This is a genomic window from Actinomadura mexicana (assembly GCF_900188105.1).
Taxonomy (GTDB): Bacteria; Actinomycetota; Actinomycetes; order Streptosporangiales; family Streptosporangiaceae; genus Spirillospora; species Spirillospora mexicana.
In genome coordinates, this window is sequence record NZ_FZNP01000008.1 from 318,549 (window position 1) to 332,176 (window position 13,628).

Annotated in this window: 12 protein-coding genes and 1 other RNA gene; 6 read left to right on the top strand and 7 right to left on the bottom strand. The window is 74.5% G+C overall.

The window, feature by feature from the left end:
• The first annotated feature begins 176 nt into the window (after positions 1 to 176).
• Positions 177 to 425, top strand: coding sequence for a hypothetical protein (locus CHC11_RS22415; protein ID WP_089313717.1), 249 nt, complete (start codon positions 177 to 179; stop codon positions 423 to 425).
• Positions 426 to 641: 216 nt separating this feature from the next.
• On the opposite strand, the gene rnpB is transcribed toward CHC11_RS22415, so the two are convergent.
• The 4 genes from rnpB to CHC11_RS22435 form a co-directional block, all read right to left on the bottom strand.
• An RNA gene (gene rnpB / locus CHC11_RS22420) (RNase P RNA component class A) lies at positions 642 to 1,038 on the bottom strand.
• 73 nt (positions 1,039 to 1,111) lie between these two features.
• Positions 1,112 to 2,215, bottom strand: coding sequence for a bifunctional RNase H/acid phosphatase (locus CHC11_RS22425; RefSeq protein WP_089313718.1), 1,104 nt, complete (start codon positions 2,213 to 2,215; stop codon positions 1,112 to 1,114).
• A complete protein-coding gene (locus CHC11_RS22430) occupies positions 2,212 to 2,955 on the bottom strand; it encodes a zinc ribbon domain-containing protein (RefSeq protein WP_089313719.1) in 744 nt (247 codons plus the stop codon). Before CHC11_RS22430 ends, CHC11_RS22425 begins: the two co-directional genes overlap by 4 nt.
• Positions 2,952 to 3,773, bottom strand: a complete 822-nt coding sequence (locus CHC11_RS22435) for a Nif3-like dinuclear metal center hexameric protein (protein ID WP_089313720.1) — start codon at positions 3,771 to 3,773, stop codon at positions 2,952 to 2,954. Before CHC11_RS22435 ends, CHC11_RS22430 begins: the two co-directional genes overlap by 4 nt.
• 114 nt (positions 3,774 to 3,887) lie before the next feature.
• Here CHC11_RS22435 and CHC11_RS22440 point away from each other — a divergent pair, with 114 nt between their 5' ends.
• The 4 genes from CHC11_RS22440 to CHC11_RS41510 all read left to right on the top strand — a co-directional run bounded on the left by CHC11_RS22440 (position 3,888) and on the right by CHC11_RS41510 (position 6,819).
• A complete protein-coding gene (locus CHC11_RS22440; RefSeq protein WP_089313721.1) occupies positions 3,888 to 4,439 on the top strand; it encodes a pyridoxamine 5'-phosphate oxidase family protein in 552 nt (183 codons plus the stop codon).
• Between the two features lie 45 nt (positions 4,440 to 4,484).
• The gene (locus CHC11_RS22445) at positions 4,485 to 4,829 is read left to right on the top strand and encodes a DUF6191 domain-containing protein (protein WP_089313722.1); all 345 of its coding nucleotides are present in this window, start codon (positions 4,485 to 4,487) and stop codon (positions 4,827 to 4,829) included.
• A gap of 52 nt (positions 4,830 to 4,881) precedes the next feature.
• Positions 4,882 to 5,280 carry a hypothetical protein gene (locus CHC11_RS22450; protein ID WP_089313723.1) on the top strand — a complete coding sequence of 133 codons (399 nt, stop codon included), beginning with the start codon at positions 4,882 to 4,884 and terminating at the stop codon, positions 5,278 to 5,280.
• A 699-nt stretch (positions 5,281 to 5,979) separates the two neighbouring features.
• On the top strand, positions 5,980 to 6,819 hold the full coding sequence (locus CHC11_RS41510) for a M48 family metalloprotease (RefSeq protein WP_179278946.1): 840 nt from the start codon (positions 5,980 to 5,982) through the stop codon (positions 6,817 to 6,819).
• 6 nt (positions 6,820 to 6,825) lie between these two features.
• Here CHC11_RS41510 and CHC11_RS22460 read toward each other — a convergent pair whose 3' ends face one another.
• A complete protein-coding gene (locus CHC11_RS22460; RefSeq protein ID WP_143227196.1) occupies positions 6,826 to 8,961 on the bottom strand; it encodes a hypothetical protein in 2,136 nt (711 codons plus the stop codon).
• Positions 8,962 to 9,230: 269 nt separating this feature from the next.
• Here CHC11_RS22460 and CHC11_RS22465 point away from each other — a divergent pair, with 269 nt between their 5' ends.
• On the top strand, positions 9,231 to 11,942 hold the full coding sequence (locus CHC11_RS22465) for an ATP-binding protein (protein WP_218826196.1): 2,712 nt from the start codon (positions 9,231 to 9,233) through the stop codon (positions 11,940 to 11,942).
• 7 nt (positions 11,943 to 11,949) lie between these two features.
• Here the strand turns inward: CHC11_RS22465 and CHC11_RS22470 are convergent, their stop codons facing one another.
• Positions 11,950 to 12,339: a RidA family protein gene (locus CHC11_RS22470; protein ID WP_089313727.1), complete on the bottom strand. Its 390-nt coding sequence runs from the start codon at positions 12,337 to 12,339 to the stop codon at positions 11,950 to 11,952.
• A gap of 73 nt (positions 12,340 to 12,412) precedes the next feature.
• A complete protein-coding gene (locus CHC11_RS22475) occupies positions 12,413 to 13,624 on the bottom strand; it encodes a glycosyltransferase (protein WP_245919594.1) in 1,212 nt (403 codons plus the stop codon).
• Positions 13,625 to 13,628 lie beyond the last annotated feature (4 nt).

Genomic DNA, 13,628 nt, shown 5'->3' on the forward strand with positions numbered 1-13,628 from the left:
CGGTAAGCGCCCTGTATGAAGCCCTCTGTGTCCCATGACCTGTTTCCGGAGAGTCTCTATCCCCAAACCGCGGCAGGCGACCGGTTGCCCGGGTGCGGCATTCCCGGACGGTAGGGGTGAACAGTCATGGCCCCGGACGAGGTCCGCGGCCCGAGTCCAACCGAGGAGGCCCTCTCATGGGCAAGAGAAAGATCAGCTTCACGCGCGGCCCCGGCGGCGAGGAGGTCACCGTCAGCGACGACGGGAAGACGACCACGTTCGGCGACGGAACGAAGATGACCCGGCCGGAGGCCGGTGCGCCGTCCGACGCCGGGAAGCCGAACGCCGTCAGCTTCACGCGCCGCCCCGGCGGCGAGCGGGTCACCGTCAGCGACGACGGGAAGACGACCACGTACCCCGACGGAACGAAGATGACCCGGCCGTAGCCGGCAGGCGAATCCAGCCGAGGCAGCCGTTCAGACCAGCACGACGGATCTGAAACGGCGACCTCAACCCAGCACCATCAGGGGCCCGGACACCACCGGGCCCCTCCCATTACCGTCGACCCTCGAACGCCATGCGTTGCCGGTCGAAGTGCTGGAGGCCGGTCGAAGTGCTGGAGGCCGGTCGAAGTGCTGGAGGCCGGTCGGAAGGCTGGGGGGCGGACGAGTCGGCCTGTAAGCCGGGTTCTGTGTCCGTCGCCCCTTGCGGGGCGGCGGGTGACGGCCATCCATCTCGGGCCGCCGTTGCCGGCGGTCTCCAGCGGTCTACCCGCAGGCTCGGGCGGGCCGCCCTCAGGCACCTGCGCGGGGCCTCTTGCGGGGCCCCTTCTTGACCTTGCTCCGGGTGGGGTTTACCTAGCCGCCCACGTCGCCGTGGGCGCTGGTGAGCTCTTACCTCACCGTTTCACCCTTACCACCGGCGGACCGGTGGCGGTCTGCTTTCTGTGGCACTGTCCCGCGGGTCACCCCGGGTCGGCGTTACCGACCACCCTGCCCTGTGGAGCCCGGACTTTCCTCGACGGGGATCGCTCCCCGACGCGGCCGTCCGGCCGGCTCGTCCGCCGTCCCCCAAGGTTAGCGGCTCCGCGTGCCGCACACGCACCCGTCGGCCCCCTCGTACCGGATCCCGGTCAGGCGGGCAGGTGGTGGGTGTCGTTGAAGACGCGCAGGGTCGCCGGGCCGTCGGCGTACCAGTCGACGGACGTCAGCGCCGCCACGTCGAGGTGCATCCGGTACAGGGACGACATGGGCGCTCCCAGGGCGTCCTTGACGAGGAGCTTGATCGGGGTGACGTGCGAGACGACCAGGACCGTCTGCTCGCGGTAGCGGACCTTCAGCTTGTCCAGGGCCGTGCGGACGCGGCGGGACACCTGGGCGAAGCTCTCCCCGCCGGGCGGGGCGGCGTCGGGATCGGCCAGCCACGTCTTCATCTCGGCGGGCCAGCCCTTGCCCGCCTCGGCGAACGTGAGCCCTTCCCAGTCGCCGAAGTCGGTCTCCCGGAAGCCGTCCTCGACCCGGACGTCCAGGCCGGTGACGGCGGCGACCTCGGCGGCGGTGTCGCGGCAGCGGGACAGGGGCGAGGTGACGATCGCGTCGATCCCCCGGTCCTTGAGGGCGAGGGCGGCGGCGCGGGCCTGGGCGAGGCCGTGCGGCGTCAGGGGGGCGTCGCCGACCCCGGCGAAGCGCTTCTCGATCGACAGCGGCGTCTCGCCGTGCCGCAGCAGGAGCGTGGTCGTCGGGGTGGACGAGGCGGGCCGGGGCGGCGGCTCGGACTTTTCTGGCGCCTCCTCGACCTTGCGCGTCCAGTGCTCGCCGCGGGCGGCGGCGTCCATGGCCTCGTTGGCGAGCCGGTCGGCGTGCGCGTTGCGGTTGCGCGGGATCCAGCCGTAGGACACCTGGCCCAGCGCGGCGGCCCGCTCGCGGGCCTCCAGGGCCAGCGGCACCATGTCCGGGTGCTTGATCTTCCAGCGGCCCGACATCTGCTCCACGACGAGCTTGGAGTCCATCCGGACCTCGACGCGTGCGGACGGGTCGACCCCGGCGGCCGCCGCGAGCCCGGCGATCAGGCCCCGGTACTCGGCGACGTTGTTGGTGGCGTGCCCGATCGACTCGGCGACCTCCGCGAGCACCTCGCCGGTCAGGGCGTCGCGGACGAGCGCTCCGTACCCGGCGGGACCGGGGTTGCCGCGCGAACCGCCGTCCGCCTCGACGACCAGCTTCCTGCCGGTGCTCACAGACCCGACTCGGGCGTCCGGACGAGGATGCGGCGGCACTCCTCGCAGCGGATGACCTCGTCCTCGGCGGCGGCCCGGATGCGGTTCAGGTCGACGGTGTTCAGCGCGAGGTGGCAGCCCTGGCAGGCGCCGCGGTACAGCTTGGCCGCGCCGACGCCGCCGAACTGGCCGCGCAGCTTCTCGTAGAGGGCGAGCAGGTCGTCCGGGACGTCCTTGGCGACGGCGGTGCGCGCGGCGCTCGACGTCCCGGCCTCGTCGTCGATCTCGCGCTGGGCGGCGTCGCGGCGCTCGCTGAGCCCGGCCAGGTCGTCCTGCGCGCCGGACCGCTCGGCGTTCAGCGCGGCGACCCGTCCCTCGGCCTCCTCGGTCCGCTCCATGATCTCCAGCACGACCTCCTCCAGGTCGGACTGGCGGCGGTGCAGCGACTCGATCTCGGTCTGCAGGCTGCTGAGGTCCTTGGCCGAGGTCACCTGCCCCGAGTCGAGCCGCTTCTGGTCGCGGTCGGCGCGGGTGCGGACCTGGTCGACGTCCTGCTCGGCCTTCTTCTGCTCCCGCCGCAGGTCGCCGACCTCCGTCTCGGCCGCCACGATCGCGTCGCGCAGCTCGGTCAGCCGGCCCTCCAGCCGCTCGATCTCCGCCAGCTCGGGCAGCGTGCGGCGGCGGTGCGCCAGCCGGTCGAGGGAGCTGTCGAGGTCCTGCAGGTCGATCAGGCGAAGCTGGGCTTGCGGTGCGGCTTTCACAATGCTCCTTCGTCGTGGAGGGTCCATGCGTCGGTGACGAGCGTGGACACCCGTGTCTCCAACTTGCCAGCTTCCGGGGACGACCCGGCCAGGCGCCGCTCGGCGTCGGCGAGCCAGGGCCATTCGGTCGCCCAGTGCGCGGCGTCCACCAGGGCCGGGCCGCCCTGCTCGGCGAACTCCGACGCGGGGTGGTGCCGCAGGTCGGCGGTGAGGTAGACGTCGACACCGGCCGCCTGGGCGGTGCCGAGCAGGGAGTCGCCGGCGCCGCCGCAGACGGCGACGGTGCGGACGGGGCGGTCCGGGTCGCCGGCCGCCCGCAGGCCCCAGGCGGTGGACGGCAGCCCGGCCGCGGCGCGCCGGGTGAACTTCCGCAGCGCGATCGGCTCGTCCAGTTCCCCGATCCGGCCGAGCCCGCGGCGCGGGTCGTCGTCGGCGGGGACCATCGGGCGCAGCCCGCCGGTGAGGCCGACGGCCCGCGCCAGCGCGTCCGACACGCCCGGGGCGGCGCGGTCGGCGTTGGTGTGCGCGGTGTGCAGCGCGATCCCATTTGTGATCATGCGGTGGACGAGGCGGCCCTTGGGCGTGGTGGCGGCGACCGAGTGCACCCCGCGCAGCAGCAGCGGATGGTGGGTGACCACGAGGTCGGCCTCCCACTCCAGCGCCTCGTCGATCACGGCGGCGACGGGGTCGACCGCGAACAGCACCCGTCCCACCTCCTGGCCGGGGTCGCCGCAGACGAGGCCGACGGCGTCCCAGGACTCCGCCCAGGCGGGTGGATAGAGCTCCTCCAAAGCGGAGATGACAAGGGATAGGCGCACGTCCCGCAGGCTACCGCGCCTGGGCGCTCCCAACGAGCCACCGAGCGTCACCCCGAGACGCCAAGGTCTGTAACGATATGGGACGGGACAGTGCACGACCGAGGGAGGAACGCCATGTCGGCCGCCGGCGCCGCCGCGGAACCGGAGCCCATCCAGCCCGTCCGACCCGTCGAACCGAAGGCGGAACGTCCGTACATGCCGGGTTACGGCATCCAGGGGCCGCACGAGGGGAGCGGCCTGCTGCCGTGGTCCTGGGCCGTGGAGCGGCTGCGGGCCGCCCGCAACTTCTGGGTGTGCACGGTGCGGCCGGACGGACGGCCGCACGCGATGCCGGTCTGGGGCGCCTGGTCAGGGGAGGCACTGCTGTTCAGCAGCGCGGTGCCGTCCCGCAAGATGGTGAACCTGCGGGGCAACCCGCAGGTCGTGGTCACCACCGAGGAGGCCGAGAACCCGGTGGTCATCGAGGGGCGCGCCGAGATCGTCACCGACCAGCGGGACCTCCAGCGGTTCATCGACCTTGTCAACTCCAAGTACGCCACGCGCTATCGTGTCGATTTCCTGGATCCGGAGGTGAACGCCACCGTCGCGGTGCGGCCACAGTCGGTGTTCGGGCTCCGCCAGGGAGATTTCACCGGTTCTCCCACCCGGTGGTCGTTCGGAACCTGAATGTCCGCTGGGATCATTCTGGAGACTCATCGCGTTGGAGAGTGTGTGAAGCCACCCTTTCGCCGCCGCAAGCGCGTCAAGGGCCGTCCGATGGGCAACCGCCCGGAGGCGGCCGAGCCGGAGACCATCGAGTGGCCCCGCGAGGGGACGGGCAAGTCGTCCCTGATGGGGGCCATCCGGGGCGACGGCGAGACCGGTGCCGGCTTCGGCGGCGGCATGTTCGAGGACCTCGCCTCCGCCTTCGAGGGCTCCAAGAAGGTCAAGCAGGAGGAGCAGGAGCGGCAGAAGGTGCTGCGCCAGGACGACCACGAGCAGACCGGATCGGGCAACGCCCGCGACGACCTGGAGTCCGGCAAGATCCGGATCCGGCGCACCCCGCCGCCCGGATGACCGCGCCGGAACGCTCTCGAACATAGGTTCGAATCCGGGTTATCCTGCCCTCGTGAGCACCTACGTTCCGCCCGGCTGGCCCTCGCAGGTGCATCCACCGGGCACCGACCGCTTCGTGGACACGGCGCTCGCCTGGCTGCTGGAACTCGTCCCGCCCGAGTACCGGCGCTACGGCGTCCTGCGCCGCTACCCCATCGCCCTCGCCCGCATGGCCCGCCACCACGTCCACGCGTCCGTGGAGGCGGCCCGCGAGGGCTTCCGCACCGCCCGCGTCGATCTCGGGGACGTCGTCCCCCCGCACGGCGTCGAGTCCGTCCTGGAGGCCTACCGCCGCGAGGGCGCCCGCCTCGTCTCCCTCCTCCAGGGGATCGAGCTCGTCGAGACGGCTCTGCGCGGCCTGGCCGAGCCGGACGATCCGGCCCATCGCCGCCCCTTCACCCCCAAGCTGTGACCGCCGTGTTGACGCTGTGTCGCGGCGTGCGCAAGCCTTGACCTGTTCCTTACGGGAGGCGGGGTTCCGGTGAGCACACCACCTGGGTGGTACCCAGATCCAGAGTGGATGGGCCGCGAGCGCTACTGGGACGGCCAGACCTGGACCGACCGGTCGCGCCGCTACGACTCCCGCGCCCGCCGCCGCGCCTCCCTGAGCGCCGATCCCCCACCCGCCCCCACCCCACGCCCGCAACGGCCCGGGCCCGCACCGCGACCGCAGGCACCGGCCCCACCACCGCCCCCGCCCCCAGAACCCGAGTCGCCTCACCCCGAGGCCACGCCTCCATCACGGCCTGTCCAGCCGCCGCCAACGGGAGAGGCCCGGCTCGAATCGCCCGCGCCTCCGTCGCCGCGGCCCGGCGGACCCCGCACACCGCGGCCTCCCGCATCGCCCCCGCGGCCGGAACCGCCGCGCCGCGCGGCGGCCGCACCCGCGTCCTCACCATCGCCCGTGCGGCCTCCGCGACCCGCGGCCCCGCCACTGGCTGCCCAGCCGCCCTTGCAGGAGGCTCGGATGGAGACGTCGGCGCCTCCTGCGCCGGGTCTACGGAAGTCCCATGCTCCGCGGCCTCCGGCGCCGCGGCCCGCCGGGCCGGTGCGACGGCCGCCGGTACCGGAGCGACGGGCGGCGGAGGTGCCGCGGCAGGCGGACGAAACGGTGCCGCGTCATCTTCCGCCGGGGCAGCCGCAGGGCACGCCGTCCGGGCGGGCCGGTCTCGCGATCGGCCTGGTCGTGGCGGCCGAGGGGGGCGTGGTCGCCGCCGTCGCGTTCGGGGCGGGGTCCGTCTGGCCCTTCTGGGGCGCGGTCTCGGTGTTCGCGGTGTGGGCGATGCTGCTGCTGGCGCCCTTCAGCGCCCCGCGCTCGTACGGCTACCGGGAGCCGGAGGCCGACGAGCGCGCGCGGCTGGAGCACGCGTGGCGCTACGTGCAGCAGCACGCCGGCGTCAGCGGCTACCGGCTTGTGATCGTGGAGTCGGAGGGGCTGACCGCGTGCAGGCCGTCGGCGCGCACGGTGGCGGTCACCTCGCATTCGGCCCGCTCGTTGCCGCCCGGGCACCTCGCCGCCGTCCTCGCGCATGAGCTGGGGCATCTCCAGGGGTGGCGGGCGGTGCCGGCGTTCGTCCACGCGCAGGTGACGCTGCCGAACCGGACCCTGCGGTGGGCGCTGCGGACGGCGTGGTCCCCGATCGGCCCGATGTGGAGGCGGGCCGTCGAGTGGCACCGGCCGATCGGCTTCCTCGGGGTGTTCCTGCTGGCCGCCGTCGCCACGGTGGTGACGGTGCTGGTGGCGGTGCCCGCCGCGCTCGCCAGCGCCGCCTCGCTGGGCGCGCGCCTGCTGAGCGCCGGCGGCGAGGCGCGGGCGGACGCGGCGGCGGTGCGCATGGGGTTCGGCGCGGACCTGGTCGCGGCCGTGGAGCACCGCATCGAGCACCAGCCCGACGGGCTTCCGCTCCCCCTCGTCCGGCGGGCGCAGGCGCTCCGCCGCCGGCTCGGCTGAGCCGGGTCAGGTCCTCCCGCCGAACAGCGGCGGCGGCCCCTGGCGGGGGTTGTCGGGCGGCTTCGGGCCGGTCTGCTGGCCGGGCGGCGGGCCCGGCCGGGTCGACAGGGGCGCCCGCGGCGGGGGCGGCGTGGCCGGGGCGGCCCATCGCGGGCCCTGCGGCGCGCCCCACTGCTGGGGCTGCGGCACCGGGCCGGGCGAGGTCGGCGCCTGGCCGGGGGCGGGCAGCGCCTGCTGCGGGGGCGGCGGGTCCGGAAGGGGGCCGGTGGTGACGCGGTCCAGCGTGATGATGGCCGGGTCGCATTCGACCGGCGTGATCGTGCGGCCGCCGCCGGGCGCCGACTCGACCAGCAGCAGGGCATGGTCGGGCAGGTGCTGGAGGGTGACGGGTTCGACGACGTACTCGTACACGCGCTGCGTGGTGTCGGCGTCGCTCCAGTTGGTCCCCTCCGCGAAGGAGTAGGCGGCCGACCAGTTCCGCGACGTGGAGGTGGAGGTGCCCTCGGTGTCGCTGGTGCTGGTGGAGCCGCCCCGGTTGCTGCCGCGCTGGTAGGAGGTCGAGCGGTCGGGGAACAGCCCGAACATCTCGCCGCCCGAGTAGCTGGTGCCGGACGAGCGGTTCGTCCCCCAGTTGCGGGACGTCCCGGTCGTGCGGCTGGTGCTGTGGGTCTCGGAGTCGCCCGTCCCCTCGGTGTCGGTGGTGGTGTGGGACTCGTTCCCGCCGACGTTCTTGGTGATCTGCGACAGGACGAAGCTGTGGTCGCGGCCGATGAAGTCGGCGGCGCGGGAGGCGTCCTCGTGGTTGCCGAGCCGCATGAACGCGACGGCGCCGCCGCCGATCATCTCCGCGGACGTCTCCCGCAGCCGCCGGAACAGCAGGGTCAGCGGGACGCCGCGCCGCTCGCAGGCGTCCGAGAGCCGTTCCAGGTGGCGGCGGGCCAGCTCGTCCGCGCCGGCGACGACGAGGGCGGGCGTGGAGGCCTGCGACGCGGTGATGCGGTGCGTCACCCACTGGACGATGAGGTCGGTCAGCAGCTCGGAGCGGACGTTGCGGGCCTGGCTGTCGAGCGCGACGCAGGTCAGGTACCCGGCGCCCTCCCTCACGGCGGGCGCCGTCCCGAGGTCCTCCAGCGGGTGGACGTAGGACTCGATCCGCGACAGGTTCGCGTGGGCCTGCCGCCGGTACTCCACGGTGAACAGCTCGCTCGCGATGTGCCGCCGCTCCCCGCGGGTCAGCGCGTCGCCGTCGTCGGGCTCGCCCATCAGGGCGCGCAGGGCCGCCGCGATCCGGCCGAGCGTGACGTCGTCGCCGAGAGCTCCGCAGACCTTGGTCAGGATCCGGTCGTCCATGCTGCGGTCGGCGCGCGCGGCGTCGGGCGTGCCGCCGTGCATGGACTCGACGATCGCGTCCACCAGGTCGCGGGGCGACAGGTCGGCCAGCAGGGTGGACGAGACCTGGCGGCTGGGCAGCAGCTGCGCGTCCACGCCCATCCACGCCGCCTGCGCCAGCTCGACCAGTTCGCGGCTGACGACCTCGCGGGACAGGTCGAGGACGAGCAACGGCTGGACGGCGAGGGTGGACGTCCCGTAGGTGGTGAGCAGCGCCTCCCACGCCCACAGCGTCCCGCCGAACACGTCCAGGCGGCGGCCGGGGCGCGGGGCCGCGCCCCACTCGGGCAGGCCGTCCAGCCGCGCGCGCTCCGCGGCGTCGTGCGCCTGCTTGCGCGCGTGCCACTGCCGCGCCTGGTCCTGGTAGCCGCCGATGATCTGCTGCTGGGCCAGCTCGTGGACCTTCCTGGCGCTCTGCCGCTGCCGCACGGCCCACCAGGTCAGCGCCGCGCCGGGAGCCAGGGCGATGGCGGCCAGCAGGAGCGAGCCGATCGAGACGTCCCGGGAGCCGCCGACCGAGCAGGCGGCGAAGAGCACGAGGATCGTCGCGATCGCCGCGCTCACCGGGAGCGTCCGGCTCAGCCTGCGCTGCGCGAGCTGCTCGGTCTGCACGACCCGGCGCGCCAGGTAGTCGGGCAGCGCCTGCTGCTGGGGCGGCGCGTCCGGGAAGGGGTGCAGGAACCACCAGCGGTCGCGGAACACCCAGCCGAGACGGGGATCAGGGGTGAAGAGCCGTTCCCGGCGTGACAGCAAGCCCCCATGGTCGACCGGAACGCCCCTCACGACCTGAACCCTCCGTCCCGTCCGGGTGCCGACGCTATCGTCACGCCCGTCCCGTCCCGCTCGGTATGCCGCAAATAACCCAAGCAGATTGACATGTGACTTGTCAGGCCCTCCGTAAGGAATCGGCCTTCCCAAAGGGGACCTTGCTCAATAGCCTGACTGCTCATGACCTTGGACCGAGGCGAGATCGCGAAAATGTCCGGCCCGGCCCGCCGGCGCGGCTGACCATGTGGGACGTCGTGCGCGGCCTTCCGGTGTGCCGGCTGACGGAGGTCCCCCGCCCGGACGGGACGGACGGGCGGGACGAGTGGCGCGACCAGCGGCTCGCAGCGCTCGTGTCGGCCTACCACGCGGGCGGGGACCCGGTGCTCGTCGGCTGGCGGCGCGCGGAGGCGTTCGGCCCCACGGAGGTGTTCGTCGGCGGGGACGGGCTCCTCGCCGACCGCGACGGGCACGCCGCGACCCTCAGCCTCCCCGCGGGCGGGCGCGGGACCCTGCTGCCCCAGGGCATCGGCGAGGACTCGATGGCCCACTGGGTGAGCATCGGCGGCATCGCCGACGGCCTGCTCCTGGAGGATCCCCCGCCGGAGGAGCCCGCGCGGCCGTCCCTGGAGGACGGCCTGCTCGCGGTGTGGATGCAGCCGTTCGCCTGGATGCTGGTCGCCGAGCCCGTCGACCCGGACGAGGCGCGGCGCCTCGCCGACGACCTGGCCGACCGGCAGCAGCGCGCCCGGTCGATGGCGGAGCTGTCGCCGGAGGACTCCGTCACGGCCGTCCGGATGGAGAGGCGGCACCGCGAGCTGCGCCAGGCCGCCACGTCCGGCCTCTGGCGGGTGCACCTGGCGGCCGGGGCGGCGACGCCCCGGGCCGCCGCGCGGGTCGCGGCGCTCGTGTGCGCGTCGGCGGACCTCGGCCGCCTGCCGTACGCGCTGGTCCCGGGCGCGGCGGGGCCGTTCGAGGCGAGCACTCAGCTCGTCGCGGCACTGGCCCGGCCGCCCGTCCGGGAGGTCCCCGGGGTCAGGTTCGTGATGCGGCCGGAGTTCGACGTCACGCCCGAGTCGCCGGACACCGGGGTCGTGCTCGGACGGGTCCTGGACCGCAACCGCCGCGACGTGGGCCCGATCTCGCTGCCGCTGTCCAGCCTGAACCGGCACACGTTCGTGTGCGGCGCGACCGGCGCCGGCAAGTCGCAGACCGTCCGGTCGCTGCTGGCGGCCGCGTCCGCGGCGGGGCTGCCGTGGCTGGTGGTCGAGCCCGCGAAGGCGGAGTACCGGCTGATGGCGGCGCGGCTCCCGGACGCGGAGGTCGTCACGATCCGCCCGGGGGACGCGGAGGCGATCGCGGCCGGGATCAACCCGCTCGAACCGGCGACCGGGCCGGACGGGCGGCCGTTCCCGCTGCAGACCCACGCCGACCTCGTCCGCGCCCTGTTCCTCGCGGCGTTCGAGGCCGACGAGCCGTTCCCGCAGGTGCTCGCGGCGGCGCTGACCCGCTGCTACGAGCGGCTCGGCTGGGACCTGGCGCTCGGCGAGCCGACCGCGCCGGGCACCGCGCCGCGCTACCCGACGCTGGCCGACCTGCAGTCCACCGCCGAGCAGGTCGTCGACGAGATCGGCTACGGCCAGGAGATCACCGACAACGTGCGCGGCTTCATCCGGGTGCGGCTGTCCAGCCTGCGGCTCGGCACCACGGGGCGGTTCTTCGAGGGCGGCCACCCCATCGACTTCGACGCGCTGCTCGCCCGCAACGTCGTCCTGGAGATCGAGGACGTCGGGGACGACCGCGACAAGGCGTTCCTGATGGGCACCGTCCTGGTCCGGCTGGTCGAGCACCTGCGGCTGCGGCAGCGGCAGGGCGCCCCGTCCGGGCTGCGGCACCTCAGCGTGTTCGAGGAGGCGCACCGGCTGCTGCGCCGCAGCGAGCAGGCCGGGCCCGCGTCCCACGCCGTGGAGACGTTCGCGAGCCTCCTGGCGGAGATCCGCGCGTACGGGGAGGGGCTGATCGTGGCGGAGCAGATCCCGTCCAAGCTCGTCCCGGACGTCATCAAGAACACCGCCGTCAAGATCGTCCACCGGCTGCCCGCGAAGGACGACCGGGACGCGGTCGGCGCCACGATGAACATCACCGAGGCCCAGTCGCAGTTCCTCGTCACGCTCACGCCGGGCGAGGGCGCGGTGTTCACCGACGGCATGGACTACCCGCACCTGGTCCGGATGCCGGACGGCTCGCACCTGGAGGAGGCCGCGCCGCCGACGGCCTCGCCCCGCGTGCTGGTGACCCCCCGCAGCGGGACCTGCGGGGCGGACTGCCGCGACTCCCCCTGCACGCTGCGGGACATGCGCACCGCCCAGCGCGCCCTGTCCGACCGTCCCGGGCTGGTGGTGTGGGCGGAGCTCGCCGCCGCCGCCCACCTGACCGGCTGGGGGTCCCCGCGCCCGTCCTCCCCGGTGCTGGACGGGCTGCCGCCCCGGATCCGCGACTGCACCGCCTCGCACGCGGTGGACGCGGCCGTCGCGTCCCGCGCCGCCTCCGCCGGTCTGGCAGCCCATCTGGTCGCGATCCTGCGAGGCGAGGCGTGCTCCGCCGACGAGATGGAGTTCTTCGCCCCTCCCTACCGCTGGTGCCTCGTCCTGGAGCAGCTCGGCGAGGCGCACCGAGCGACCCCCGACGGCGCACGCCATCCGCTGAGCGGGGACTGGGAGAGCCGCTACGGGCGCGCGGTCCCCGGCGACACGCTCGCCGAGCAGCTCCGCACCGTCAGCGCCTGGTGGGACCGCGACCAGCGCGATCTCGCCGCCCGCGACTTCGCGCTGTGGGGATCCTCCCCTGCGCTGGAGACCGCGGTGGGCGCCCTGCGCACCGATCCCGACTGGCCCGACCGCCTCCGGGAGGCGACGTCCGGCCTCGGCGACTTCGGTGGCCTGCTCGACTCCCTCACCACCGCCGGCTAGCCGCGCCCTACCCCTTCGCCCTCCGCGCGTCGACCTCGATCTCGATCTTCATGCGGGGGTCGGCGAGCCCGCACACCTGCATCGTCGCGGCCGGCCGCACCTCGCCGAAGCGGCGCCGCAGCACGGGCCAGCAGGGCTCGAAGTCGGCGCGGTCGGGCAGCAGGTACCGGACGCGCACCACGTCGGCGAACGTGCAGTCCGCCTCCGCGAGCGCGGCCTCGATGTTGCGGAGGCACTGCTCGGCCTGGTCCACCACGTCGTCGGAGATCGTCATGGTGGCGTAGTCGAACCCGGTCGTACCCGAGACGTGCACCCGGTCGCCGTCCACCACGGCGCGGGCGTAGCCGATCTGCTCCTCGAAGGTCGAACCGCTGAGGATCGCGCGTCGTTCCGTCATGGTCGAAAGTATGGAGCGTTCCGGATACCCGCCGTTCGCGGGGGGTGCGGCGCACGCCACCGGGTCGCGCGGGTCAGGCCAGCTTCTCCAGGCGGTCGGCGGCCTCGGCGGCGCCTCCCGCCGCGGCGAAGGAGTCGCGGACGCGCCCGGCGGCGGCGCGGTGCGGGCCGTCGGCCAGGACGGTCGTGAGGGCGGCCCGCAACCCGTCCGGCCGGACGCCCTCGAACGGAACCGAGGTCCCCGCGCCCGCCTTCTCCACCAGCCCCGCGATGATCGGCTGGTCGTCCCGGACCGGCGCGGCCACCAGCGGGAGGCCGTGGGACAGCGACTCGCACACGGCGCCGTAACCGCCGTCGCAGACGACCGCCGACATCCGTTCGAGGAGCTTGGGCCGAGGGACCTGCGCGCGGACGAGGACGTTCGGCGGCACGTCCCCCACCAACGCGGGCGGCGCCGCGAAGACCGCCTGGACGTCCAGCTCCCGGACGGCCTCGGCGGCGACCCGGAAGAACCGCTCGGGTGACGGGTCGCCGACGGCGCCGAGCGAGACGAGCACGGCCGGACGGCCGTCCAGCCGGTCCCACGGGAACGCGCTCGGCACGGGACGGCCGAGGACGGGCCCCACGAAGGCGAAGTGGTCGGGGAACAAGGAGACGTCGCCGACCAGCGCCCCGGTGGAGAAGACCAGCACGAGGTGGTCGGAGAAGCGCAGGTCGAGCAGGTCGTCGATGCCGTGGTCGAGCTGGAACCCGCCGATCCGCTCGCGCACCCGCCGCTCGTCGTCCGGCCGGTCGGCGAGCGGGCGGGTGAACTCGGCCGGCGTCGCCGCGGCCGTGGCCCAGGGGATCTCGCGGCGGCGGGCCGCGACGGGCGCGGCGAGGACGAGCTGGTCGCCGACCACCACGTCCGGGCGGAACCGGTCGACCGCCGTCTGGACGCCGGGCATCATGGCGTGGCCGAGCGGGACGAGGAACCCCTCCCAGAAGGAGGGGTCGGCGGGGCCGTGCGACCGGAGGCGGTCGTCGCGCAGGCGCGCCGCGTCCCCGTCGCCCAGGGCGCTGAAGATCCGTGAGCGGGGGCGCAGCAGGGGTTCGAGGGACGCGCGGTGGCCCGTCCAGCCGACCTTGTGGCCGCGGCGGACAAGCTCGGCGGCGACGGCGGCGACCGCGGCGACATGCCCGGCGAGCGGCGGGACCGCGAACAGGAAGCGGCGCGACGGGACGCACGCCCGCGCGATCCCGGGGTCGCCCATCAGGGACGGGACCCGGACGCGGCGGGCGCTCACCGGG